General features: G+C 53.2%; 23 protein-coding genes. 8 read left to right on the forward strand and 15 right to left on the reverse strand.

The window, feature by feature from the left end:
• Window positions 1-117: 117 nt before the first annotated feature.
• On the reverse strand, window positions 118-1,326 hold the full coding sequence (tyrP, locus tag LCF41_RS05860) for a tyrosine transporter TyrP (RefSeq protein ID WP_225087270.1): 1,209 nt from the start codon (window positions 1,324-1,326) through the stop codon (window positions 118-120).
• 220 nt (window positions 1,327-1,546) lie between these two features.
• Between tyrP and LCF41_RS05865 the strand changes: the two genes are divergently transcribed.
• Entirely contained in the window at window positions 1,547-2,740 is a 1,194-nt protein-coding gene (locus LCF41_RS05865) for a nicotinamide mononucleotide deamidase-related protein YfaY (protein WP_225087271.1), read from the forward strand.
• Window positions 2,741-3,180: 440 nt separating this feature from the next.
• On the opposite strand, the gene LCF41_RS05870 is transcribed toward LCF41_RS05865, so the two are convergent.
• From LCF41_RS05870 to tesA, 3 genes are all read right to left on the reverse strand, one after another.
• Window positions 3,181-4,041 carry a co-chaperone YbbN gene (locus LCF41_RS05870; RefSeq protein WP_225087272.1) on the reverse strand — a complete coding sequence of 287 codons (861 nt, stop codon included), beginning with the start codon at window positions 4,039-4,041 and terminating at the stop codon, window positions 3,181-3,183.
• 110 nt (window positions 4,042-4,151) lie between these two features.
• Window positions 4,152-4,922 carry an SDR family oxidoreductase gene (locus LCF41_RS05875; RefSeq protein WP_225087273.1) on the reverse strand — a complete coding sequence of 257 codons (771 nt, stop codon included), beginning with the start codon at window positions 4,920-4,922 and terminating at the stop codon, window positions 4,152-4,154.
• A 28-nt stretch (window positions 4,923-4,950) separates the two neighbouring features.
• Complete coding sequence (gene tesA, locus LCF41_RS05880) at window positions 4,951-5,634, reverse strand: multifunctional acyl-CoA thioesterase I/protease I/lysophospholipase L1 (RefSeq protein WP_225087274.1); 684 nt, start codon at window positions 5,632-5,634, stop codon at window positions 4,951-4,953.
• Between tesA and ybbA the strand changes: the two genes are divergently transcribed.
• Both ybbA and ybbP read left to right on the forward strand, forming a co-directional pair.
• Window positions 5,557-6,288 (forward strand): putative ABC transporter ATP-binding protein YbbA, encoded by a 732-nt coding sequence (gene ybbA, locus LCF41_RS05885; RefSeq protein ID WP_052198332.1) that lies wholly within the window; start codon window positions 5,557-5,559, stop codon window positions 6,286-6,288. The genes tesA and ybbA overlap by 78 nt on opposite strands.
• The gene (gene ybbP, locus LCF41_RS05890; RefSeq protein WP_225087275.1) at window positions 6,285-8,714 is read left to right on the forward strand and encodes a putative ABC transporter permease subunit YbbP; all 2,430 of its coding nucleotides are present in this window, start codon (window positions 6,285-6,287) and stop codon (window positions 8,712-8,714) included. The genes ybbA and ybbP overlap by 4 nt, the downstream gene beginning before the upstream one ends.
• A 399-nt stretch (window positions 8,715-9,113) precedes the next feature.
• Here the strand turns inward: ybbP and speG are convergent, their stop codons facing one another.
• From speG to purM, 5 genes are all read right to left on the reverse strand, one after another.
• Complete coding sequence (speG, locus tag LCF41_RS05895) at window positions 9,114-9,689, reverse strand: spermidine N1-acetyltransferase (protein ID WP_225087276.1); 576 nt, start codon at window positions 9,687-9,689, stop codon at window positions 9,114-9,116.
• A gap of 167 nt (window positions 9,690-9,856) precedes the next feature.
• Window positions 9,857-12,007, reverse strand: coding sequence for a TonB-dependent siderophore receptor (locus tag LCF41_RS05900; RefSeq protein ID WP_225087277.1), 2,151 nt, complete (start codon window positions 12,005-12,007; stop codon window positions 9,857-9,859).
• The gene (locus LCF41_RS05905) at window positions 12,000-13,106 is read right to left on the reverse strand and encodes an ABC transporter substrate-binding protein (RefSeq protein ID WP_225087278.1); all 1,107 of its coding nucleotides are present in this window, start codon (window positions 13,104-13,106) and stop codon (window positions 12,000-12,002) included. The genes LCF41_RS05900 and LCF41_RS05905 overlap by 8 nt, the downstream gene beginning before the upstream one ends.
• Before the next feature lie 276 nt (window positions 13,107-13,382).
• The gene (gene purN / locus LCF41_RS05910; protein WP_225087279.1) at window positions 13,383-14,021 is read right to left on the reverse strand and encodes a phosphoribosylglycinamide formyltransferase; all 639 of its coding nucleotides are present in this window, start codon (window positions 14,019-14,021) and stop codon (window positions 13,383-13,385) included.
• Window positions 14,021-15,058, reverse strand: coding sequence for a phosphoribosylformylglycinamidine cyclo-ligase (gene purM, locus LCF41_RS05915; protein ID WP_015839417.1), 1,038 nt, complete (start codon window positions 15,056-15,058; stop codon window positions 14,021-14,023). The genes purN and purM overlap by 1 nt, the downstream gene beginning before the upstream one ends.
• 337 nt (window positions 15,059-15,395) lie before the next feature.
• Here purM and upp point away from each other — a divergent pair, with 337 nt between their 5' ends.
• From upp to hda, 3 genes are all read left to right on the forward strand, one after another.
• The gene (upp, locus tag LCF41_RS05920; RefSeq protein WP_225087280.1) at window positions 15,396-16,022 is read left to right on the forward strand and encodes a uracil phosphoribosyltransferase; all 627 of its coding nucleotides are present in this window, start codon (window positions 15,396-15,398) and stop codon (window positions 16,020-16,022) included.
• A gap of 269 nt (window positions 16,023-16,291) precedes the next feature.
• Window positions 16,292-17,581: a uracil permease gene (uraA, locus tag LCF41_RS05925; protein WP_225087281.1), complete on the forward strand. Its 1,290-nt coding sequence runs from the start codon at window positions 16,292-16,294 to the stop codon at window positions 17,579-17,581.
• A gap of 99 nt (window positions 17,582-17,680) precedes the next feature.
• Window positions 17,681-18,388, forward strand: coding sequence for a DnaA inactivator Hda (hda, locus tag LCF41_RS05930; protein WP_180742315.1), 708 nt, complete (start codon window positions 17,681-17,683; stop codon window positions 18,386-18,388).
• Window positions 18,389-18,466: 78 nt separating this feature from the next.
• Here the strand turns inward: hda and arsC are convergent, their stop codons facing one another.
• The 6 genes from arsC to LCF41_RS05960 all read right to left on the reverse strand — a co-directional run bounded on the left by arsC (window position 18,467) and on the right by LCF41_RS05960 (window position 23,573).
• Window positions 18,467-18,844: an arsenate reductase (glutaredoxin) gene (gene arsC / locus LCF41_RS05935; protein ID WP_225087282.1), complete on the reverse strand. Its 378-nt coding sequence runs from the start codon at window positions 18,842-18,844 to the stop codon at window positions 18,467-18,469.
• 14 nt (window positions 18,845-18,858) lie between these two features.
• Window positions 18,859-20,322, reverse strand: a complete 1,464-nt coding sequence (bepA, locus tag LCF41_RS05940) for a beta-barrel assembly-enhancing protease (protein ID WP_225087283.1) — start codon at window positions 20,320-20,322, stop codon at window positions 18,859-18,861.
• Window positions 20,323-20,474: 152 nt separating this feature from the next.
• Window positions 20,475-21,137, reverse strand: coding sequence for a DUF4276 family protein (locus LCF41_RS05945; protein ID WP_225088109.1), 663 nt, complete (start codon window positions 21,135-21,137; stop codon window positions 20,475-20,477).
• Window positions 21,134-22,231 (reverse strand): AAA family ATPase, encoded by a 1,098-nt coding sequence (locus LCF41_RS05950; protein WP_225087284.1) that lies wholly within the window; start codon window positions 22,229-22,231, stop codon window positions 21,134-21,136. The genes LCF41_RS05945 and LCF41_RS05950 overlap by 4 nt, the downstream gene beginning before the upstream one ends.
• A 199-nt stretch (window positions 22,232-22,430) precedes the next feature.
• Window positions 22,431-22,898: a thioredoxin-dependent thiol peroxidase gene (bcp, locus tag LCF41_RS05955; protein WP_015839422.1), complete on the reverse strand. Its 468-nt coding sequence runs from the start codon at window positions 22,896-22,898 to the stop codon at window positions 22,431-22,433.
• A 123-nt stretch (window positions 22,899-23,021) separates the two neighbouring features.
• Complete coding sequence (locus LCF41_RS05960) at window positions 23,022-23,573, reverse strand: glycine cleavage system transcriptional repressor (protein ID WP_225088110.1); 552 nt, start codon at window positions 23,571-23,573, stop codon at window positions 23,022-23,024.
• 231 nt (window positions 23,574-23,804) lie between these two features.
• On the opposite strand from LCF41_RS05960, the gene LCF41_RS05965 reads away from it, so the two are divergent.
• Window positions 23,805-24,617 (forward strand): AraC family transcriptional regulator, encoded by an 813-nt coding sequence (locus LCF41_RS05965; RefSeq protein ID WP_225087285.1) that lies wholly within the window; start codon window positions 23,805-23,807, stop codon window positions 24,615-24,617.
• 76 nt (window positions 24,618-24,693) lie between these two features.
• Entirely contained in the window at window positions 24,694-25,056 is a 363-nt protein-coding gene (locus tag LCF41_RS05970) for a cupin domain-containing protein (RefSeq protein WP_225087286.1), read from the forward strand.
• Window positions 25,057-25,123 lie beyond the last annotated feature (67 nt).

Below are 25,123 nucleotides of genomic sequence, written 5' to 3' on the forward strand. Positions count from 1 at the left end.
TTTATGTATGACGGACATCCTTGTCCGTCACCCTGCGGGCCGTCGCAAGCGACGTTGAAAAACGCTCCCGGCGTTTTTTTATGACGGACATCCTTGTCCGTCACCCTGTGCGGAAGGCTAGCTGATTGACGGCAGCCAGCCTGCCACCATCGCCAGTTGGATCAAAATAATACCGACACCGCTGGCGAAGACCAGCGCCAGAATCGGCGCGCCACCGCGCGTTGCGCGTATTTCAGGACGCTGTTTGCGTACCTGCCAGCTCAGCAAAACAGGAATAAGCAGTGCCAGCACGGCCAGCGCGATTGCCGCATAACCCAGCGCCATCACGAACCCCTGCGGATAAAAGAGGGCAAACACCAGCGGGGGAATAAAGGTCAGAAAACCTGTTTGCGCACGCCCTGTGACGCTATTTTTGCGTTTAAACAGATCGGCTAAGTAATCGAATAGCCCAAGTGCCACGCCGAGGAAAGAGGTCGCCAGTGCCAGATCGGCAAACAGATGGACGGCCAGCTCAACGTGCGGTGAAGCCACCAGCGTATGAATAGCCTGCATCAACCCATTCAATCCCGCCTGATCGGCCAAAATCGCGTTGAACGTTGAAGAGCTCAGACTGCCTAGCATCGCCAGTTGCCAGAAAATATAGGCAATCAGCGGGATCGCGCTACCGATAAGGAATATCCGGCGCAGCTTACGGCTGTCACCGCCCATATAGTGCACGATACTGGGGATGCTGCCATGAAAACCGAATGAAGTCAGAATGACGGGTAATGCTGAAAGCGTCAGACCCTGTTGCAGTGGTAGCGTTAAGAGATTAACGCGCTGAATATGTGGCACCATGACGGCCAGCATAATGACGAGCATGAGCACTTTGCCGCTAAACAGGATGCGGTTAAACAAATCGACGGAGGATGTGCCGATACAGACAACGCCGCCGGCAACCAGCGTGAAGAGCAGAATTCCGGCGGACAGTGGAAGTGAGTAGCCACTCCATTGGCTGATGCTGGTGGCGAGCAGTTCGCCCGCGCCGCTGATATAGGCTGCCGTGAGCGCGTACATCAGAAATAGCATACTGAAACCTGTAATCCATTGTCCCCAGCGGCCGAGGTAGATTTTTGCCAGCGTGCCCAGCCCGGTGTGCGATGGCTGATGTTGATACACTTCAACCAGCAGCAGGGCGCTATAACACATCAGTGCCCATAAACCGATTAATATCATTAACGTAGTACCAAATCCGACGCTAGCGGTGGCTAACGGCATCGCCAACATTCCTGCTCCAATGGTGGTACCTGCAACGATAAAAATACTGCCAAGAGTGCGATTTTTCACCTATTCCTCTATATATAGCGTGGCTATCCAGATATTTTTGGCAGCAGGGTAGAGTATTCAGTGATTTCTGTCAAAACACCGTTACGAGGGGTGTAATTTTATATTTACACTGGGGCTGTGCTCGTTGGCTGCGTGTGTTCTCGGGCTGGCTGAAAGAAATATTGTGTTTGTTCATCCGACTTTTTAAAGTGGTTTCAGGATCGTCACGAGGAATAAAAAAATGCTTAGGGTCGAGATGTTATGTACCGGCGATGAAGTGCTGCATGGTCAGATTATTGATACCAATGCGGCCTGGCTGGCGGATTATTTGTTTCAACAGGGATTACCGATGACCAGCCGGATGACGGTGGGGGACGATCTCGATGCGCTGGTGACCGCGATAACGCAGCGTAGCCAGATCGCCGATATCCTGATTGTTAACGGCGGGCTGGGGCCGACCAGCGACGATCTCAGCGCGTTGGCGGCGGCCACCGCAGCAGGCGAAAGGCTAGTTGAACATGCGGAATGGCTGGCGCGTATGGAGGCCTTTTTTGCCGAACGTGGCAGAGTGATGGCACCCAGCAACCGCAAACAGGCGCAAATCCCCGCCAGTGCGGAAATGGTGGATAACCCGGTGGGCACCGCCTGTGGTTTCGCGCTGAAACTGAATAAATGCCTGATGTTTTTTACGCCGGGCGTGCCATCTGAATTTAAGGTCATGGTCGATCAGCAGATTATGCCGCGCTTGCGCGAACGTTTTACTGTCGCAGATGCGCCGCTGTGCCTGCGTTTGACCACCTTTGGCCGTTCTGAAAGCGATCTGGCAAGTCAGCTGGATGGCATGGCGTTACCGCCGGGCGTGGTGCTGGGTTACCGCTCTTCTATGCCGATCATTGAGCTGAAGCTGACCGGTCCAGCCGCACAGCAGGAAAAGATGATGCAGCTGTGGGAAACGGTGCGCGCCGTGGCCGGAGAAAATACCCTTTTTGAAGGAACGGAAGGGCTTCCTACACAGCTGGCAAGGCGTCTGGCTGAACGTGATATGACGCTGGCAGTGAGTGAACACTTCACGGCGGGATTGCTTAACTGGCAGCTTCAATCGGCAAATACGCCGCTGGCAGGCGGGGAACTGCTGGCAAACGTTGAGGATGTTAGCCTGTCTGGGATAGCGGACTATGCTCGCCATTTGGCGGAGCGTCAGGGCGCGTCGTTAGCATTGGTCGTGGGGAATAGGAACGATGCCGAGCTATCACTGGCGCTACATACGCCGGAAGGATCTTTCGCCCAAACGATACAGTTCAACGTACAGCGCTACAGCCTGAAAACCCATCAGGAGGTCGTTGCGATGCTGGCGATGAATATGCTACGCCGCTGGCTAAACGGCTGGTCAGTGTACGGCGGCCACGGCTGGATCACGGTGCTGGATACGTTGTAGTTAGCGTGGCGTTATTGAGGATCTTATCCTAACCTGCCTGTTGGCTGCTTCTATGCTGCTGCCGATGTGGTTTCGTGCGCGATAGTACCGTCATTTTCATGCTACCTCGTAGCACGCGCCCGACACGGGGCGGCTCAAGCGCCGCTCGCCCCATGACCCTAGGCTTTCGGCGTGAATTGCGCCGCTGTGCGGTGCCTTCGGAGATCGTTCCCGCTTTCGAGCCACCAGTGACGCGTTCCTGACGCGGCACTGGCTTTCGCGGCGTCCATGCCGCTCACTCGGCGGTAACGCTCACCTCAGCGCAATTTTTACGCCGAGTAAACCTGCCCGAAACCATCACATCAATCTAGCATAAGACGATAAGTCTATAAGCCGATGGCTAATGCTTACCTGTAAATAAAAAGGCCAGAATCAACGTTCTGGCCTTTTTCACAAGAGAATCAATATAATAACGAATAGAGCTGGCGGCGGTAGCGGGCGGCGAGGGCGTCGCTGGTGCCGAGGGCGGCCATGATGTCCATCAGCGTTTTGCGCGCGTTACCATTAGCAACGGTCAGATCTTTCTTCAGGAATCCCATCAGCAGCTCAAGTGCTTCTTCATTACGACCGACCTGATGCAGTTGCAGCGCCAGCTGTACCGCCAGTTCCGCATTTTGTGGGTCGGCGTCCAGTTGCTGCTGTAGATGCTGAATCTCCGGCGTATCGGCTGCCTGTTTTAGCAACTCAATCTGCGCAACGAGGCTGTGATAGCGCGTGTCTTGATCTTGCAAAGGAATGGTGGCTAACACGGCTTCAGCCTCTTCACTGCGTTTAATTTGAATCTGCACTTCCGCCAGCATCAGACCGATGTCGCTACGCTGTTGGCTGAGCTGCCAGGCGTCTTTCAGTAACTGCATCGCTTCCGGCAGTTTGTCTTCCTGAATCAACTGCTGTGCCTGTGCGACTTTCAGCTCTTCTTCTTTCGGCAGCGCGCGTTTCAGTAATTCACGAATGGCTTCTTCCGGCTGTGGCCCCTGAAAACCGTCCAGCGGCTGGCCATCTTTAAACAGATAAACGGTTGGAATTGAACGCAGGCCAAACTGAGCGGCGACGCGCTGCTCGGCATCACAGTCAACCTTCGCCAGAACGAACTGCCCGGCGTATTCCTGCGCCAGCTTGTCCAACACCGGTTCCAGCTCCAGACAGTGCTGGCTACGTGCTGACCAGAAGTAAAACAGGACTGGCAGTGTCATGGAGTGTTCCAACACCTGATGCAGGTTGGATTCGTTGACGTCAACGATAGTCGCTTGTTGTTCTAACATGAGTAGTCTCTCTTACTTCCTGAATGCGTTTGACCCTTAGATGGGGCCTGTCGGTGTCACTTGCAAGCCTCATACAGAGGCAAGTGCGCAATACCTCACCTTCTGAGGTTTTATCCCCGTAATACCTTATCCAGCAGACATCCCGGTAGCAGGCGGCGCAGCCAGGTTAAGGCGTGAGCCACCAGCGTGACGGGATAGCGTAATTTAGGCCGCGAACTTTCCAGCGCATGATGCAACTTCGGCAATATCGCTTCCGGCGGCAGCGTGAAGCGTTTAGCGATGCCGGGATTGGTCACCGGCTTGTCTGTCTGTGTCTGTGCGACGTTGCTGGTAAAGCGCGTACTGATTGGGCCAGGCTCGATCAGGCTGACGTGCAGGCCGCTACCGTGGAGCTCCATACGCAACGCATCTGACCAGGCTTCCAGTGCATATTTGCTGGCGGCATACGCGCCGCGCCCCGGCGTGGACACCAGCCCCAGAACAGAACTGGTCTGGATGATACGGCCTTCACCGTGAGGCAACATTGCGGGTAGCAGCAACTGGGTGAGTTGATGCGTGCCGAATAGATTGCTGGAAAATTGCTGTTCAAGCTGCTGGCGCGAAATGGTATTCAGCGGGCCATATAGGCCGTATCCGGCGTTATTAAACAAACCGTACAGGCGGTTATCGGTCAGTCTGATCACCTCCGCAGCCGCTTGCTCAACGCTGGCGCTGTCATCCAGATCGAGCGTAATCGCTTCCAGACCCAGCGTGGTAAGACGCGCGACATCCTCTGCGCGGCGGCAGGCGGCAATCACGCGATAGCCGCGCTTTTGCAGATCCTGAGCGGCAATCAGGCCAATACCGCTGGAGCAACCCGTAATGAAGACCGTTTTTTGCATAACTTTACCTAATTCAAAAGCCTATTTATTAAGACTCATGGTTAACTAAGGGTTCCAGCTGCTTCGCCATCCATTCTGCGATAAACGGTTGGGCATCCCGGGTTGGATGGATGCCATCTTCCATCATCCACTCCGGTTTAAGATACACCTGCTCCATAAAGAAAGGCAGCAGCGGAAGCGCAAACTGCTCCGCTAATTTGGGGTAGATATTGCTGAATGACTCGGTGTAGCGACGGCCATAGTTGGTCGGCAAACGGATCTGCATGAGCAGCGGCTGAGCGTTAGCCTGTTTGACCAGCGTGATGATTTTCGTCAGATCTTGCTCAATGTTAGGGGCCGGAAATCCCCGAAGGCCATCATTGCCGCCCAGTTCAATCAATACCCAACGCGGCTGATGCTGTTGCAACAGGGCAGGAAGACGCGCCAGTGCTTGCGCGGTGGTGTCTCCACTAATACTGGCGTTAACCACCGCGACGCCTTTTTTCTGCGTCTGCCACTGTGTGTTCAATAGCGTTGGCCATGCGTTAGCGATCGGCATCTGATAGCCCGCACTGAGGCTATCGCCCAGAATTAATAATGTGTCAGCGGCGAAAGCGCGTACGCTGCATAATCCCAGAAGCAAAAGGACGAAAACATGTTTGCGAAGACCAGCCCAGCGAGTGCTACGCCAAGCGAAACTGCGCACGTAGAAAACATTCTTGAAGTTCATCATCTTAGTAAGCACGTTGGTCAGGGAGAAAATCGGCTTTCCATCCTTACCGGAGTTGAGCTTATTGTCAAACCTGCGCAGACAATTGCCCTGATTGGCGAATCCGGTTCGGGCAAGTCAACGTTGCTGGGGATTCTGGCCGGGCTGGATGATGGCACAGAGGGCGAGGTGAGCCTGATGGGCAAATCGCTAAACGCGCTGGATGAAGAAGGCCGTGCGGCGCTGCGTGCTCAGCATGTGGGTTTTGTTTTTCAGTCTTTCATGCTGGTGCCGACGCTGAATGCGTTGGAGAACGTGCAATTACCTGCGTTGCTGCGCGGTGAAAGCGACAGCCATAGCCGTGGGCAGGCTGAACAGCTTTTACAGCAGCTCGGGCTAGGTGAGCGCTTACATCATCTTCCTGCCCAGCTTTCCGGTGGTGAACAGCAGCGGGTGGCGCTGGCGCGGGCGTTCAGCGGTCGTCCCAACGTCTTGTTTGCTGATGAACCGACCGGAAATCTGGATCGTAAAACCGGTGAGCGCATCGTTGATCTGCTGTTTTCCCTCAATCGCGATTATGCCACCACGTTGATTCTGGTGACGCACGATGAGCAACTGGCGGCACGCTGCGAGCGGCGTCTGCGGTTAGTCGATGGCAAGCTGCGGGAGGACGCATGATCTGGCGGTGGTTCTGGCGCGAATGGCGCTCTCCTTCCTTACTGATTGTCTGGCTGGCGTTAACGCTGGCGGTGGCCTGCGTGTTGGCGCTGGGCACCATCAGCGATCGCATGGAAAAAGGGCTCAGCCAGCAGAGTCGTGATTTTCTGGCGGGTGATCGCGTGTTGCGTGCCTCGCGGCCCGTGGCGGAAGCCTGGCTTCAGGACGCGCAGCAGCGCGGGCTGACGCTCAGCCGACAAATTTCCTTTATGACCATGACGTTCGCGGGCGACACGCCGCAGCTGGCGCAGGTTAAAGCCACCGACCAGCGCTATCCGCTGTACGGTAATTTGCAGACGCGTCCGGAAGGGCTGCATGCGGAAGCGGGAACGGTGCTGGTAGCGCCGCGCCTGCTGGCGCTACTCGGGCTGAAAGTCGGTGACATGCTGGACGTCGGCGATACCTCGCTGCGCATTAGCGGCGAACTGATTCAGGAACCGGATGCGGGCTTCAATCCGTTTGAGACCGCGCCGCGTATTCTGATGAATCTGGACGATGTCGAGAAAACCGGGGCGATTCAGCCGGGGGGACGCATTACCTGGCGCTACATGTTTTCCGGCAATGAGAAGCAGATTAGTGACTTCGGTAACTTCATCAAACCCCAGCTTAAGCCCGATCAGCGCTGGTATGGCATGGAAGATTCTGAAGGCGCATTAAGCCAGTCGTTAAAACGGTCGCAGCAGTTCCTGTTGCTGTCGGCGCTGCTGACGCTGTTGTTGTCTATCGCCGCGGTGGCGGTGGCGATGGGGCACTACTGTCGTAGCCGCTATGATTTGGTCGCCATTCTAAAAACGCTGGGTGCAGGCAAACAGGCACTGAGGCGATTAATCATCGGGCAGTGGCTTTCCGTGCTGGGCTTGGCGGCGATTTGTGGCAGCGTACTTGGCTTAGGGTTTGAAGCGCTGTTGATGAAAATGCTGGCACCCGTGCTGCCTGCCTCGTTGCCCGCTTCCGGGCTGTGGCCGTGGGTATGGGCGCTGGGATCGCTGGTGCTGATCTCGCTGCTGGTTGGGCTACGCCCTTATCGGCTGCTGCTGGCGACACAGCCACTGCGCGTATTGCGTCAGGATGTGGTAGCGAACGTGTGGTCGCTGCGCTATTACCTGCCGATCGTCCTGCTTATTGTCGTCGGGCTGCTGGCGGTATTGTCCGGTGGCGGCGTGCTGCTGTGGTCACTGCTCGGCGGAATGGCAGTGCTGTCGCTACTGTTGGGCGTCATTGGCTGGGGCGGTTTGCTGCTATTACGGCGTCTGACGGTTAAACGGCTGGCGCTACGTCTGGCCATTAACCGATTGCTGCGCCAGCCATGGTCGACGCTCAGCCAGTTGGCCGCCTTTTCGCTGTCCTTCATGCTCTTGGCGCTGCTGCTGGTGATGCGCGGTGATTTGCTGGAGCGCTGGCAACAGCAATTGCCGCCGGGTAGCCCGAACTATTTCCTGCTGAATATCACGAAGGAACAGGTGCCACAAATAGAGGATTTCCTCTCTCAGCATGACGTGACGCCGGAGCAATTCTTCCCGATTATTCGTGCGCGGCTAACGGAGATTAATCAGCAGGTTGCGACAGAAGTGATCCACGAGGACGATCCGGGCGGCAACACGGTGAACCGTGAACTGAACCTAACCTGGATGAACGGGATTCCACCGCACAACGTACTGGTGGAAGGCGACGCGCCGAAGGCGGGCGAAGTCTCGATGGAAGCAAAAGAAGCCAAAGAGATGGGGATCAAGATTGGCGATACGCTGACCTTTACCGGCGACACGCAGCCGTTTAGCGCCACAGTCACCAGCTTCCGTCAGGTCGACTGGGAAAGTCTGCGTCCGAATTTCTTCTTTATTTTCCCCGTGGGTGCGCTGGATAACCAGCCACAGTCTTGGCTGACCAGCTTCCGTTACGACGGCGATGAAAAGATGATTACGCAGTTGAACCGCCAATTTCCGACGGTGAGCGTGCTGGATATCGGCAGTATTCTGCGTCAGGTTGGGCAGGTCTTGCAGCAGGTAAGCCGCGCGTTGGAGATTATGGTCATTCTGGTACTGTTCTGTGGCGTACTGCTGTTGTTGGCACAGATCCAGGTCGGGATGCGTCAGCGACGTCAGGAACTGATGGTATACCGCACGTTGGGGGCCGGGTTACGCCTGCTGCGCACCACGTTGTGGTGTGAGTTTGCTGTTCTGGGACTGGTGGCGGGAACGGCAGCGGCGATTGGTGCAGAATCGGCGCTGTGGCTGTTGCAGCGTAAGGTCTTCAACTTCGCCTGGGAACCGAACGTCACGATGTGGATAACGCTCCCGTTAATTGCGGCGTTCCTGCTGTCGCTCTGCGGCGGCTGGCTGGGGCTACGGCTATTACGCGGCAAAGCACTGTTCCGCCAGTTCGCGGGGTAAAATTTATTTACCGTGCGTTAATCTCTTATACATAAACACTATGACACGATGGTTTTTAGTAGCATCCGGCGTAAAAAATTATGCAGCGGTGGGCATGAACGCCGAGTGAGCGACAGGACGTCGCGAAAGCCAGTGCCGCGTCGGGAACGCGTCACTGGCGGCTCGAGCAGCGGTCATGAACACCGATGGCACCGCGTAGCGGCATAATTTAGCCGGAAAGCCTGGGTTCGCAGGGCGGCGGCGACTGAGCGCCCTGCGTCGGGCGCGTGCTACGAGATAGCATGAAATGACAGCATTATGGCGCACGAAACCGTCTCCGAACCTGCATAAAACGAACCACAGAGATTGCGCTAAAGGGGAAATAAATCGCGTTAGGCCAGCAATGCTGGCCTTTTTACCTTACTGACTGATAGCACTCCCCGGGGCTTCGCCGCCGGTTCCCGTCACGGTTTTGTGCTTCGCCAGATATTGGTGCTGGAAAATGCACATGCGGATCGTGTTGCGGTATTCACCGTTGATGAAAAACTCGTGGATCAATTCGCCTTCTACCTCAAACCCTAGCTTGCTGTAGATGTGGATCGCTTTCTTGTTTTCCTTATCCACAATCAAATACAGCTTGTAGAGGTTCAATACTGAAAAGCCGTAATCCATCGCCAGTTTGGCTGCCGCGCTGGCGTAGCCGTGGCCTTGATAGGCAGGGTCGATGATGATCTGAAATTCCGCGCGACGGTGAATATGGTTGATCTCCACCAGCTCAACGAGACCAACCTTGGTCTGCTCATGTTCAATAATGAAGCGCCGCTCGCTCTGGTCATGAATATGCTTGTCGTACAGATCGCTGAGTTCGACAAAGGCCTCGTAAGGCTCTTCAAACCAATAACGCATCACACTGGCATTGTTATCCAATTGATGAACGAAAGTGAGATCGTCCCGCTCCAGCGGTCGTAGCCGAACGGAATTGCTCGTACCGGACATAGTGAATCCTTAATTGATAAAAGAGACGTGAAACGGCATGGCCGGAGTCACGCTGGCATGAATATGCCAACACTAGTATAGCGGCGGGGAGGCGGGGGCTGAACGCTGAATGTGACGTGAAAAATAGCACGATGCCCCGCATCGGTGAAATGCGGGGCTAAAGTGCATTAGAAATCGACGCTGGCGCGCAGCACCACCTGACGCGGTTCGCCGATGGCGACACGTAGATTATTACCGCTTGACGGGTAATAGGTTTGATCGAACAGGTTTTTCACGTTGAGCTGCCATTTCACCTTGTAGCCGTTGAGCGGCAGGCTATAGGCGACAAACGCATCGGCAACGGTGTAGTCATCGAGATAAAAGGTATTTGCTGCATCGCCCGCGCGACGGCTAACGTAGCGTGCACCTGCTCCGGCGCGGAGATCGTCACCAGATGCCAGGCCAATATTGCCAAAATCCTGTGTTAGGAATAGCGAGGCGGTATGACGGGCAGCGTTGCTCATCCGTTTGCCTTCATTTTTCGGATCGGCGGTGACGCGAGCATCGGTATAGGCGTAAGAGCCGATCAGACTTAATGAATCGGTAATGTTGCCTGCCAGATCCAGTTCAACGCCTTGTGAACGTACGGAGCCTGCGGTGCGCGTTACCGTCTGGCCATTGATGAGCTCATCGACCATCACGTTTTGTTTTTCAATATCGAACAAGGCTACGTTACCCGTAATACGGTTGGGCAGATCCCATTTGGCACCGAGTTCGTAAGAACGCCCTAATTCTGGTGGTAGCGAGCCGATTTGCGTTGCAATAGAGGAGTTGGGTTTAAATGATTCACTGTAGCTGGCGTAAAGGGATGAATAGGTCGTCAGGCTGTAGATGATGCCTGCACGTGGGACGACGCGACTGTAGGTACTATCTGTTCGCGTGACAAATGGACGACCTTTACCCGCCATCACATCGAAGGTGTCATAACGCAGACCACCCAGCAATTGCCAGCGATCGTTAAGACGAATGGTGTCTTGCATAAAGAACGCTTTGCTGTCGATATTTTCACGCTGATCGCTCTCTGAGGCGATGACGCGTGTGGAGGCGGCTAACTGACCATAAACGGGGTTATAGATATTGAAGGCCGTATTGTTTGTCCCACGGATCATATCACCACGGAATGTTCTGTCCGCTTCGTAATCAAAGCCAAACAATAACTGGTGATTGATACGCCCCCAGTCCACATCACCATTTACGGTAAGCTGCACAATCTGCGCCTGGGAATGCGCGTAAGCGGTGGCATCGGCTCGGCGCGTTAGTATTCCGGTATTAGTGTCATAGCTCATCGCCCGCGCCTGATTGTCGCTGTAGCGGTTGCGGTTGTACGAGTAGGTCAGGCTACTTTTCCAGCGGTCATTCAGGTTGCGATCAACCTGCATGGTGACGCTGTCCTGATCGCCGCGTGTCGCATTGTAGCTTTCATCAAAGCGACGATCGCGCGGCGTATTAACCGGCTTGCCCGTCTTCGGATCGATAATGGTGCCGCGATCGAAAGGCGTCAGGTATTCCATATGTTCGTAGGATACACGCACGGTGGTGTCTTCACCGTACCACATCAATGACGGTGCAAGTGTCGTTTGGCGATTACGCCCGAAGTTGCGCCAGTAGTCGGTTTCATCATGATCGACCACCATACGGTAAGCCAAACCGGATGTGCCTAATGGGCCGGTGACATCCAACTGTCCGCCGCCGCCTTTGAAACTGCTTCCCCAGCCTTCAATGTGTGTTTTCTGTACCAGCTCGGGTTTTTTACTGATGATATTGATGACGCCGCCGGGTTCGCCCATGCCATAGAGCATGGAAGCTGGGCCTTTCAACACTTCGACGCGTTCGCTGCTGGGGGTAAAGTTGCGTGCCTGAATAGAGCGCACGCCGTCACGAAAGATCGAGCCGTCGCGGTTATCGCCGAAGCCGCGTTTGATGATGGCATCTTGCGTGCCCCCCAGCGTATTCGACTGTGTAATACCGCTGACGTTATACAGTGCTTCATCAATATTGCGAACTGCACGATCTTTAAGCACTTGCGTGGGGACGACGTTGACCGCCTGTGGCACATCCAGCAGACGGCTTTCGGTACGGGTTCCTGTTACCGTTTTATGGGGCTGATAGCCTGTTTCTTTTCCTGCTTGATCGCCCGTCGTGGCGTTCACCACCATCGTGTCTTCTTTGCCATCAACAGTTTTGTTATTAACAATGGCTGCCTGAATGCTAAACGGCAACAGTGCCAGCAGCGGCCAGCTGTGGCGTAACGGGGTCTTTTTTATAGCAAACTTATTCATGCGAAATCTGACTCCAATAAATCCCTGAAAATTCAATAGGTAAAAACTGTTGATAGAGTTGTTGTAGTGTTTGTTGCGGATCGATATCGGCGAACCGATCCGGGTAGAGCGCCTTGGCAAACATTTCGACCATCACGACGTGGTACGGGCTGAGGTAGAAGTTGTGCCACATGCTCCAGGCTCGGCCTGTTTGCACGGCTTGCAGGTGAGACAAAATAGGTTCCTGACGGATAAGCGTGTCGAAGCTCTCTTTCGCCTGCGCGGCGTTAACCAGCGGGCCGAGCATCAAGCTGGAGAAACGTTTTCCCTCCGGACCGGCCATACCGGTGGCGATGTAGACATCGGGATTAGCGGCCAGTACGCGCTCTGGACTCAATTCCCCGTAGACGCTGCTGATCGTGCCGCTGGCAATATTCTCGCCGCCGGCGAAAGTCAGCAGGTCGCCAAGGCTGCCGCCGACCGCCGTGGTACAGCAGGTGTCTCGTCTGCCCAGATGCAAATGCAGCATGACCGTCGGTTTTTTACCGTGATAGTGCGCGATACGCTGGCGCACCACGTCCATATGCTGCTGATAGAAATTGCTGAAGGCGGTCGCGCGCTGGGCCTGATCCAGCACCTCGCCAAGCAAACGAATACTGGGCAACGTGTTGTTAAGCAGATCGATACGCAGATCGACATAAATAAACGGGATCCCTGCACGAGTCAGCGTTTGTTGCAGGAGATCTTCATTGGCTGCGTTTTTTGCCAGACGGGGCAGAATGACCAGATCGGGTTTTAGCGGCAGCAGCATCTCTGCGTTCATCGCTTGCAGGCTGCCGTTGCCTAACTGTGGGATCTGGGTGAGCTGCGGGAATTTTTCGGTATAGCGTGACCAGCTTTGCGCATCGTAGCGCGCCATATCGCCCGGCCAGCCGACGACATGCTTTGCCGGGTTATCCGGTTGAAGCAGCGCCAGCGTATACAGCATGCGACTCTCGCCCAGAATGATGCGCTGGGGGCTGTCTGGGATCTCTACCTGTCGACCCAAAATATCAGTGACGGTTTTTGCCTGCAAAAGCGGGCTGAGAAAAAGCAGGCAAAGCAGTAGGGCAATACGCATGATGGAGTTCACAGAATTTAGGATGGGGAAAGATAATCATTGTCATTTTCGTTTTCAACCGATGAAAAGTACGTGTAATGACGGCTGATAGAAATGTTGTTTTTTATCTGAGAGTTAGTGGTTTCTTCGTAAAGATTAGTAAATATTTAAAGCGTAGAGAGAGGGGAACAGCGGTGCCTGACGTGGATACGGAAAGAAAGAGGCGGATAAGAAGAGGTGAGAGGGGGGGGAAGTAAGGCTCCGTAGTGGGAGCCTTACTGAAATGAGCAGACAGAATTACTCGGCAGCGTAGCCCTGTGGGGGAATACGCACGCTGTCCAGCCAGGCTTCATTATCCCGCATCACCAGTCTGCCATTCAGGAACCAGTTAATGACCATCGGATAAATTGTGTGCTCGTGCGTTTTCACGCGCTCGCTCAGGCTTTCTTCGGTGTCATCACTAAATACTGGCACCTTCGCTTGCAGAATCAGTGGACCGCCATCCAATTCATCGGTGACAAAATGTACGGAAGTCCCGTGTTCCCGATCGCCATTTTCCAGCGCCTTGCGGTGCGTATGCAGGCCGGGATACTTAGGTAGCAGAGAAGGGTGAATGTTCAGCATTTTGCCTGCAAACTGAGCAACAAATTCCGGGCTAAGAATCCGCATGTAACCCGCTAAGATCACCAGCGCCGGCTCATGTTGCTCAATTTCATTTGCCAGCGCGGCATCAAATGCAGCGCGATCGGCAAAATCTTCAGGGTTCAGGACGAACGTCGGAATATCCGCATTCTGTGCGCGTTCTAACCCGTAGGCCTCCGCATTATTACTGAATACGGCGGCGATCTTTCCTTTGAGACGTCCGTTCTTACTGGCGTCAATCAACGCCTGCAAGTTGCTTCCATGACCTGAAATCAGCACAACGATGTTTTTCATCAGTTAATAACCACTGCGTCTCCGGCATCGGTTTGAGTAATGACGCCGATTTTCCATGCGTTTTCGCCGCTGCTGTTGAGTAATGCAACGGCCTCGTCTGCCTGTTCGGCTGGCAGTGCGATGATCATACCAACACCGCAGTTAAAAGTACGATACATTTCATGGCGGCTGACATTCCCAGCCTGTTGCAGCCAGTTGAAAACCGCAGGCCATTGCCAGCTGGATTCGTCGATAGTTGCCTGCATACCTTCTGGCAGAACGCGTGGGATATTTTCCCAGAAGCCGCCGCCGGTCAGGTGAGAAATCGCATGAACGTCCACTTTCTCAATCAGGGACAGGATGGATTTCACGTAGATTTTGGTCGGTGCCAGCAGGTGGTCGGCCAGCGGTTTGCCTTCCAGCTCGAACTGCTCTGGATCGGTTTTGCTGACTTCAAGCACCTTGCGTACCAGAGAATAGCCGTTTGAGTGGGGGCCGCTGGACGCGAGGGCAACCAGCACATCACCGTTCTGGACTTTGCTGCCGTCGATGATTTCTGATTTTTCTACCACACCGACGCAGAAGCCAGCTACGTCGTAGTCTTCGCCGTGGTACATGCCCGGCATTTCTGCGGTTTCGCCACCAACCAGCGCACAGCCTGATTGTTTACAGCCTTCTGCGATACCAGTAATCACGCTGGCAGCCGTATCAACATCCAGTTTGCCTGTAGCGTAATAGTCGAGGAAGAACAGCGGCTCTGCGCCCTGAACCACCAGATCGTTCACGCACATCGCAACCAGATCGATACCAATGGTATCGTGGCGTTTCAGATCCATCGCCAGGCGCAGTTTGGTGCCGACTCCGTCAGTGCCGGAAACCAGAATCGGTTCGCGGTATTTTTGCGGTAAGGCGCACAAGGCACCGAAACCACCCAATCCACCCATAACTTCCGGGCGACGAGTCTGTTTCACTACACCTTTGATACGGTCGACCAATGCATTACCTGCATCGATATCCACGCCTGCGTCTTTATAACTGAGAGAGGTTTTGTCGGTCACTGCTGAGTCCCCACGAAGGTTACGGGTCGTATTCAGAAAACACGGTATTGAGAAAACATACTGTGGTAAAAATAATGCGCGCTAATTCTAACAGTGTAGGCAATCGTTTGCGAGTGATGAGTCATCGGCGGGCTATTTTTCGTTAACGGCAACAATTTCTCTTCTCGGTTGATCTGGATCAGGCTTAATCGTATGGCGCTAAGCAAAAAAGGCGGTATAATCCCGCGATTTTTTTTACGACGGGCTCTTGTGCCCGCCGCCCTGCGGGCCGCCGCAAGCGGTGTTTAAAAACGCGCTTGGCGTTTTTGTCCGTCCACTAGCCGATGGGGAGATAAAGATGAAGATCGTCGAGGTGAAACACCCACTCGTCAAACACAAACTGGGTTTGATGCGAGAGAACGATATTAGCACGAAGCGTTTTCGTGAGCTGGCTTCCGAAGTGGGAAGTTTACTGACTTATGAAGCCACCGCCGCTCTGGTCACTGAGAAGGTCACCATTGATGGCTGGTGCGGTCCGGTTGAAGTCGATCAGATCAAAGGCAAGAAAATTACCGTCGTACCTATTCTGCGTGCAGGGTTGGGGATGATGGAAGGCGTGCTGGAAAATGTCCCTAGCGCGCGTATCAGCGTTGTCGGCATCTACCGTGATGAAGAAACGCTGGAGCCTGTTCCTTATTTCCAGAAGCTGGTGTCCAACATCGAAGAACGCATGGCGCTGGTGGTTGACCCCATGCTGGCGACCGGCGGCTCAATGATCGCGACGATCGATCTGCTGAAAAAAGCAGGCTGTCACAGCATTAAGGTGTTGGTGCTGGTCGCGGCGCCAGAAGGGATTGCCGCACTGGAAAAAGCCCACCCGGATATTGAGCTTTACACGGCATCTATCGATAAAGGCCTCAACGAGCAGGGTTACATCATGCCGGGCCTGGGCGATGCGGGCGATAAAATATTTGGTACGAAATAACAGGTAAGCCGACTTATTAGTCGGCTTTTTTTTGGCGGGAACCTAAGTATTTCCTATGGTTCGCCACTGCCTGTGTTAGGCCATAGTCGGTTTTTTTATTACATCAGCAGTCAACATCATCCTGCTTCACCACGGTGGGGCGGGGTAAGTCTGGCTGTAAATAAGAAGTGCGGTATACCTGCACACATAAATAGCAATACTAGATAACAACACGACATAACAACACGACATAACAACACGACATAACAACACTACAGAGGATATTGAAGATGACTCGTCGCGCCATCGGGGTAAGTGAACGACCACCCTTGTTACAAACCATCCCGTTGAGTTTCCAGCATCTGTTTGCGATGTTTGGCGCTACCGTTCTGGTACCCATTCTGTTCAAGATTAATCCGGCCACCGTACTGTTATTCAACGGTGTCGGTACGCTGCTGTATTTATTCATTTGTAAGGGAAAAATCCCGGCCTATCTGGGATCGAGCTTCGCGTTTATTTCTCCGGTTTTACTGCTATTACCACTGGGATATGAAGTCGCGCTGGGCGGCTTCATTATGTGCGGCGTGCTGTTTTGTCTGGTGGCGCTGATTGTTAAGAAAGCGGGGACTGGCTGGTTGAATGTGTTGTTCCCGCCTGCGGCGATGGGAGCGATCGTCGCGGTTATCGGCCTTGAACTGGCCGGTGTGGCGGCGGGAATGGCAGGGTTACTGCCTGCCGATGGCGCTTCTGTCGATTCCACTGCGGTGACGATTTCACTGGCGACACTGGCGATCACCATTCTGGGATCGGTGCTGTTTCGTGGTTTCCTGGCAATCATTCCAATTCTGATTGGGGTGCTGGCAGGCTATGCGCTGTCGTTCGCGCTGGGCGTGGTGGACTTGACTCCGATTCGTGAAGCTCACTGGTTCGCGATGCCGACATTCTATACGCCGCGTTTTGAGTGGTTTGCCATTCTGGCGATTCTGCCTGCGGCGTTGGTGGTGATTGCAGAACACGTCGGCCATCTGGTGGTGACGGCGAATATCGTGAAGAAAGATTTGATGCGTGAACCGGGGCTGCACCGCTCCATGTTCGCCAACGGCATTTCTACCGTGCTGTCCGGCTTCTTTGGCTCCACGCCGAACACAACCTACGGCGAAAATATCGGCGTGCTGGCGATTACCAAAGTGTACAGCACCTGGGTGATCGGCGGTGCGGCGATCCTCGCGATTCTGCTCTCCTGCGTGGGTAAACTGGCGGCGGCGATTCAGGCTGTACCCGTTCCCGTCATGGGCGGCGTATCGCTGCTGCTGTACGGCGTAATCGGGGCGTCTGGTATTCGTGTGCTGATTGAATCCAAAGTGGATTACAACAAAGCGCAAAACTTGATCCTGACTTCCGTGATTCTGATCATCGGCGTCAGCGGTGCGAAAGTGCATTTGGGTGCAACCGAGCTGAAAGGCATGGCGCTGGCGACCGTTGTCGGTATCGGGATGAGCCTGGTATTTAAGGTCATTAGCCTGTTCCGCAAAGAGGAAGAGATCCTCGATGCGCCGGAAGAGAACGACGCTCGTCCATAACCGCGTCAGTTTCCCTGTTGAGGCCGTGCATATCGCGTCCTCAACAGGGCTTGGTTTCTGTGATAAACTCGATCCGATTTCCTGCCCGTTTTGCTTGAGGTGATTCTGAACACGCCGGCACAGCTTTCATTGCCACTCTACTTACCCGATGACGAAACCTTTGCCAGTTTCTATCCGGGTGAAAACGCGTCTCTTCTTGCCGCCATCAATAATGCTTTGCATCAGGAGCATGGCAGCTACATCTATTTCTGGTCACGCGAAGGGGGCGGACGCAGCCATCTGCTGCATGCTGCCTGCGCTGAGCTGTCGCGTCAGGAACGCGCGGTGGGCTATGTGCCGTTAGATAAACGCGCCTACTTTGTGCCGGACGTGCTGGAAGGCATGGAACAACTGGCGCTGGTGTGTATCGATAATATTGAATCGATTGCGGGTGATGAAGAGTGGGAAATGGCCGTGTTTAATCTGTATAACCGCATTCAGGAAACAGGACGTGCCCGGCTGTTGATTACTGGCGATCGTCCGCCACGGCAGCTGAATTTACGTCTGCCCGATCTGGCTTCCCGCCTCGATTGGGGACAAATCTACAAGCTACAGCCGCTGTCGGATGATGAGAAAGGGGAAGCGCTACAGCTGCGTGCCAGACTGCGCGGGTTTGAATTGCCGGAAGACGTGAGCCGTTTTCTACTTAAGCGTCTGGATAGAGAAATGCGGACGTTGTTTATGACACTCGATCAGCTCGACCATGCTTCCATCACTGCACAGCGCAAGCTGACCATACCTTTTGTGAAAGAGATCCTCGGTCTGTAGTTAACGATCGTTGTTAAAAGATCGCCGTTGAGGATCGTTCACGCCTCTCGTTTATCGCTATTCTCTGACAGCCATTTTTTACAACGACAGAATCTCCAGCACCTGTTCCGGCGGACGGCCGATACGCGCCTGGCCGTGTGCCACGACGATGGGGCGCTCGATAAGCTTCGGATTATCGATCATCGCCTGAATCAGCTGCGCTTCCGTCAGCGTGGCGTCGGACAGCCCCAACTGCTGATCAATCTCTTCTTTGGTTCGCATCAATTCGCGTGCGCTGTTAAAGCCTAACTGCCGGATGAGCTGCGCCAGCGTCGCGGCATCGGGCGGCGTGTCGAGATAGAGCACGACGTTCGGTGTAACATGATGCTCCTGCAACAGTGCCAGCGTTTCGCGGCTCTTGGAGCAGCGCGGGTTATGGTAAATCGTCACTGCGGGTTGGGGTGAAGATTGTGTCATCGTCATGTTCCTTATCAGGATTTCTGGTACTGGCGGAAACGCTGTTGCAACTGACGAAGCTGGTCGATGCGGGCGTCGTAGCGCGCCTGTTCCAGACTCCCCAATTTAACCAGTGAGCTCGCGTTGCTCAGTAGTCGAATGGCTTGATCGAGCTGGCCGTTGAGCGCCAGACTCTCTGCTCGTGCGGCCAGTTCTTCCGCCCGCTGTCCTTGTGCGGCTGCGGCTTGCGCCAGCAGATCCCAGCCGTTTGAATCATCTGGGTGCGCATAGGTATAGCGGTACAGTATTTTGCTGGCGGCGGCAGGCTGTTTCCCTTCGACATAAGCATTCGCCAGATTTAACTGAAGCACCGGATTAGCCTGCGCGCCAGGCGCGTTTTGTAAGCGGCTGATCGCCTGCGTTGCGCGGTTTTGTCCCAGATCGATATCGGTCATCATATCCAGAAACCACGGATTTTCAGGCGCGTTGCTTAGCAGTGGTTGTAGCACGTTACGTGCCTCATCGTACTTTTTCGCCTGATAAAACTGAATCGCTCGACCGTACTTCGCCGCCAATTGCTCCCGCACGTTGCCTTTCTCCCATTGCTCCAGCAGATCGTTGCTCAGCGGGCGATCGGGTGAGCCATACATGCCAAAGGTACGTATTTTGGCGAACAGGAAATCCTGAGAAGACTGCACTGGCGTCGAGCGCATCTGGTTGGCACGGTTGCGGGCGTCAGACAGCCGACTTTCCGGCAACGGGTGAGTCAGCAACATTTCCGGTGGTCTTGAGGCATAACGCGATTGGTCAGCCAGCTTTTGCAGGAAATTCGGCATGGCTTGCGGATCGAAGCCCGCACGCTGTAACACCTGAATCCCAATACGGTCTGCTTCTTGTTCATTTGCCTGCGTGAACGTAATCATGCCCTGCTGTGCACCCGCCAGCGTGCCGCTGAGCGCGGCCATCCCTAACTGAGGATTGGCCATCGCCAGCAGAATGGAGCCGAAAGCGCCGACCCAGGTGAGCGGGGCGTTACGCTGCTGTGATTCCATGCTGCGTGCCAGATGGCGCTGGGTAACGTGGGAGATTTCATGCGCCAGCACGGAAGCCAGTTCGCTTTCGCTATCGGCATAGCGGAACAGCGCGGAATGCAGCACCACGTTGCCGCCAAAGAAGGCGAAGGCGTTGATGTCATCATTACGGATCAGATAGAAATGGAACGGCGTACGTACCGAATCGGCCTGTTTGACCAATCTGTTGCCGAGCTGATTAATGTAATTGGACAGCAGCGGATCGTTGATAAGCGGTGCACCTGCGCGCAACTGGCGGACGTAAAAATCACCCATCGCCAGTTCCTGATTGATACTGAGCGTGCCGCCCGCGGTGGTGCCGATGTCCGGTAGCCGATCCTGCGTGTCGGCCTGAGCGGGAAGCAGGTTGCCAGCCAGTAATGCCCCGAGCAGGACAGACATGACCGTTTTTCTTAACCGAATAGACATAACGGAAGATAACCTTTATCAACAGCTAACGTGAAAGCATTCTGCCAACTATCTTAGCCAGCGATGGCAGACAAAGAAATGCCCGAGCGGGAAAAACGTGGTGAAGGTGGAAGTCCGCATGGAAGATATCTCATCTCGCAGAGATAAATCTATCAGGGTTGAGGCGGTTTCAATGCTTCCAGACGCTGTAGCCAGCCGTCAAAGTGAGGACATTGCCGACGAATCGCATCCAACCCGATATCTGCGGCAATCAGCGGCCCATGCAGTGTCTTTTGATATTCCGGTATTGCTGCAAGAATACGTTTTGACGGAGCGGTTTGTGGGCTATTGTTAATGGATTCAGGAGAATCGAATGCAAGCTTAATATTGTTAAGTTCAATTATCGGCTTTTTTTCTTCAAGCCAGTCTGCGAATTTTTCTGTGTCGCAAAATAGCAACGCTTCAAACTCATGTAATAAAAAATTGGCGATAAAATTAGGCTGAGCAATATCGGCATCAAAGGCGTTTTCCAAATCTTCGATCCACGAATATATATCTTCATTAACAGATTTGCCTTGCCCAACCATTGGGAAATCAGTCGGGAGGCCATAATAATCAATCAGCGTGGTTACCCAGGCTTTCTTATCTTGCTGACACAGCCTGGTTATTTGATGTTTCACTTTTCCATAGCTGACAATTCCACCTTTATGCCCTCGGCTGGTTTGTGCCAAGATCGCGTTAAGGTAAATGCCCTGTTGTGCAAAGTAAGGAGCCAACGTATCACGAACAAATGTTTCTTCCGTTTGTCCTTCAACAAAAACATTAATCCTCGTCATGAGTATCGTTGTGGCCTCCCGCCAAGTATGTTTTTCTTCCACAGCTCTCCTAAACTGTAATCTTCCAGCCACTCTTGCAGTGAATCTTGATCCAAACGTTTAAACGTGGAGGCGCCAAGATGTTTATCCACGACGATCAAATCTTCGGCTTCGAATTCATTAACCAACTCAACAGATTGTGTTGAAACAATAAGTTGGTGCTGTTCACTGGCACTTCTGATGAGTGCGGCGAGTACGCTGATAGCATAAGGGTGCAAGCCTAATTCTGGCTCATCGATAATGATAGCGCTGGGCATGTAGGTTTCTGGCTGGAGCAGCACTGTAGCCAGCAGAATAAAACGTAACGTGCCATCGGATAGTTCATGGGCTTTAAATGGGATATCCTGATCTCTTTCGACCCATTCAAGCTGAATGCTTTCGAGGTTATCCGGCGTTGGGCGGAGATAAAAATCGCCAAAGAAAGGAGCGACCATTTGGATCGTTTTTACGATACGTTGGTAGTGTTCGGTGTGATTTTTTTGCAGACGAAATAGAAATGCGGCCAGATTGGCACCGTCTTCTCGTAAATAGTCATTATCATTAATACGGTGGATTTGTTTGACTCGGGCGCTTTCACTGGTGTCATGGAAATGGTACACCCGCCAGCGACGCATGGCAGGAAGCGTGTACTTTTTTATATTCGAACGATGTTGCTCGGCTAAGGATTCAAAATGCCCTGAGTTAACGCCATTATCGCCATTAAGGTTCCACCATAACGCCTCTCGCTGGAACATCATACGGTTGTCGTTGGTGGGTTCTAGTGCGAATTTATAACCGTTATTTCCGAAATAGAGTTCGCCTTTCAGCACTTCCGTTTTTTTACGGCCAAAATGTAATAATGCATCAGGGCCACCAGACTTACTGATTAACAGTTGTAACCGCTGATCCAATAATGTGGCGATGAGTCGGAAAAAGCCAATGAAATTCGACTTCCCAGCACCATTTGCGCCAATCAGCACATTCAGGCAGCCCATACGCAGATCGCAGCTAGCAATTGATTTGTATCCTTCAATTACTATATGGCTTAGATGATCGCTTTTGGTTACCGTTTTCATGGTGATTTTATTGCCTTATTTGACTGAGTTACTCGCATCTCACGATGACGTTGTATGTTGGTCTACTGTGGTATAGCAGAAAGAGAAGGTGAGGTCTTGTGCCGCCTATCTGATTTAACGAACTATCGTGAGCGTTTTTCCAGAATCAGGAAAAACCGGCACCTATGACGGTGCCGGTGGAAAATCTGAAAGCGGTGAATCAGGCGTTTTTCAGATAATCAAGAACGATGTCGTGGTGGTTGCTGGTTTTGAAGTCGTCAAAAACCTTCTCTACCTTACCGTTTTCATCGATCAGGAAACTGATGCGATGAATACCGTCATAGGTTTTCCCCATGAAGGTTTTTTCTCCCCAAACGCCAAATCCTTCTGAAACCTGATGATCTTCATCAGAAAGCAGCGTGAAATTTAAGACTTCTTTCTCGACGAAACGGGACAGTTTTTCTGATTTGTCCGTGCTGATACCGAGAACTTCAACACCATATTTTTTCAGATCGTCCATGTTGTCGCGCAGACCGCAGGCTTGAACGGTGCATCCTGGCGTCATCGCTTTAGGGTAGAAATACACCAATACTTTCTGTCCCTGGAAGTCGGTTAAATTTACTTGTTCGCCATCTTGGTCGGGCAAGCTAAATTTCGGTGCAATATCACCGGCTTTCAGTGTGTTCATCACGACTCTCCGTCTTGTTTCTCTTCATGCTGTGGATATGCCCATGCCCTTTGCAATAATAATGGCAACGTTATGCCATTGGGTCCAAATGCTATTGAGCCCAAATACTATTGAGCCCAAATACTATTGAGCATAGTTAACGACGCTAATACTGCCTTGTGCGTTCAATTCTGTACATAGCTGATGAAAGGCTGGCTCAATAATTGAGCTATCCAACGGGGTAGAACTGTGTGCGGCAATCTGAATGTACAGTTGCGGCGGTTTTTTACCCTCGGCGGGCTGCGTTTTTGAAACCAGCTCAGCAATATTTAACTGATGGGAATCGAACAAATCGGTAAAACGCTCAATGATGTGAGGGGAGTCGACAACGTCAACTTTCACCCAGACGGTCGAAGGCGTCGGCTGGCTAGCCTGTGACTCCGTCCGCTTCATCACGATCAGCAAATCCATCTCCGCGCCTTTCAGCGGCAGGGTTGATTCGATCAGTGTTATCGCGTTCCAGCTACCGGATAGCAGCATAATGAAGGTGAACTCTTTGCCCAGCATAGCAAGACGGCTATCTTCGATATTGCAGCCACAGCTACTGACGTGGCGGGTAATCGCATTGACAATACCGGGGCGATCAACCCCCAGAGCGGTAATAACCAGATAGTATTCTTGTGAGCTTGGCAACATCATGCTTCCTGTCTTTTTTCCCATTAATCACATGGTAAACATAAAAAATTGCCTGGAGCAATTTTTAACGCCGCTTGCGGCGGCCCGAAGGGTGGCGGGCAGGGATAGCCCGCCATAAAAAGCCTGGAGCAATTTTTAACGCCGCTTGCGGCGGCCCAGACACTATTTCGTGATTGTAGGGATTCCGCGTTATGGTATGTGTTGGTAACCAAAGACAAAGCGCCTTTCATCATGCGACGGCATCAAATAAATAACGATTGGGTAAAGCAGGCTCAGCATCCCGCCTCGTTCGAACGAATTGAGGCTTTCTTCCGTGGACACGGTTACGATCCCCATCGGCACGATACCTATGCGATTGGGCGGACGTTATCCGGCGTGCAGCGCTTTCACTATCGTGGCGGTTTGTGCAATAGCGTGCCGGGGGGAACGCTGGTGCTTCACCCGGATGAGATCCATGACGGCGAGGCGGGTTCCGCCGACGGTTTTCAGTACCGCATGATTTACGTTGAGCCCGCGCTGATTCAAAAAATACTCGGTGGCAAACCTTTGCCCTTCGTTAACGGTGGCATATCCAACGATCCACGCCTGTTTGCGGCAACAGAGCCGTTGCTCAGAGCCATGGAAGAGGCGTTTGATGAGCTAGAAGAAGATGATGTGCTCTACGATCTGGCACTGGCGCTGTCAGCCGTGGGAGGGCAGCGGCATCCGCGGCGTTTGTTCGACTATCACGCGGCTGAGCGGGCGCGTGAATATATTCATGATGCCTTTGATAAGACCATTACGCTTGATGCGTTGGCGCAGGTGAGCGGGCGGGATCGCTGGAGCCTGACGCGTGATTTCCGCGCACTCTTCGGCACGACGCCGTACCGCTACGTCACCATGCGCCGTCTCGAACACTGTCGGCGGCTCATGCTGGCAGGTGACAGCCTCGTCGATATTGCTGCTCAGACGGGTTTCGCAGACCAAAGCCATATGACGCGTCATTTCGTGAAGGCATTTGGCCTTTCTCCAGGCCACTGGCAGCGCATGTTCAAGACCCCTTAGCCTGCTTGCACAATCGTTCAATACAGCCGGTACTGTGCTTCGCTAGTCTGGGGGCGTCATCATAAGGAGAAACGGTATGTATAAATCCATTAATTTTGCCCAAAAGTTAGCGTTATTCGACGATCATTGGCAGCCGAAAGTGATCGCTGAGATGAATGACTATCAGTTTAAAATCGTTAAAATTCAGGGCGATTTTATCTGGCACTCTCATCCCGAAACGGACGAAACGTTCATCGTGCTGGAAGGCCAACTGAGAATTGATTTTCGTGATGGCGATGTGCACATCAATGCCGGGGAAATGTACGTTGTTCCACGCGGCGTTGAACATAAGCCTTATGCCGAGCACGAAGTAAAAATGCTGCTGATTGAACCGAAAGGCGTACTGAATACCGGTCATGAAGGCGGCGAGCGGACGGCTGAAAATGATATCTGGATTTGATTGGCTGAGTAAAAATTAACCTGAAACGTCCCGCGAGTGACGGATAAGTCGCAGTAAACGGGCTGCT

The sequence above is a fragment of the Pectobacterium colocasium genome (genome assembly GCF_020181655.1).
Taxonomy (GTDB): Bacteria; Pseudomonadota; Gammaproteobacteria; order Enterobacterales; family Enterobacteriaceae; genus Pectobacterium; species Pectobacterium colocasium.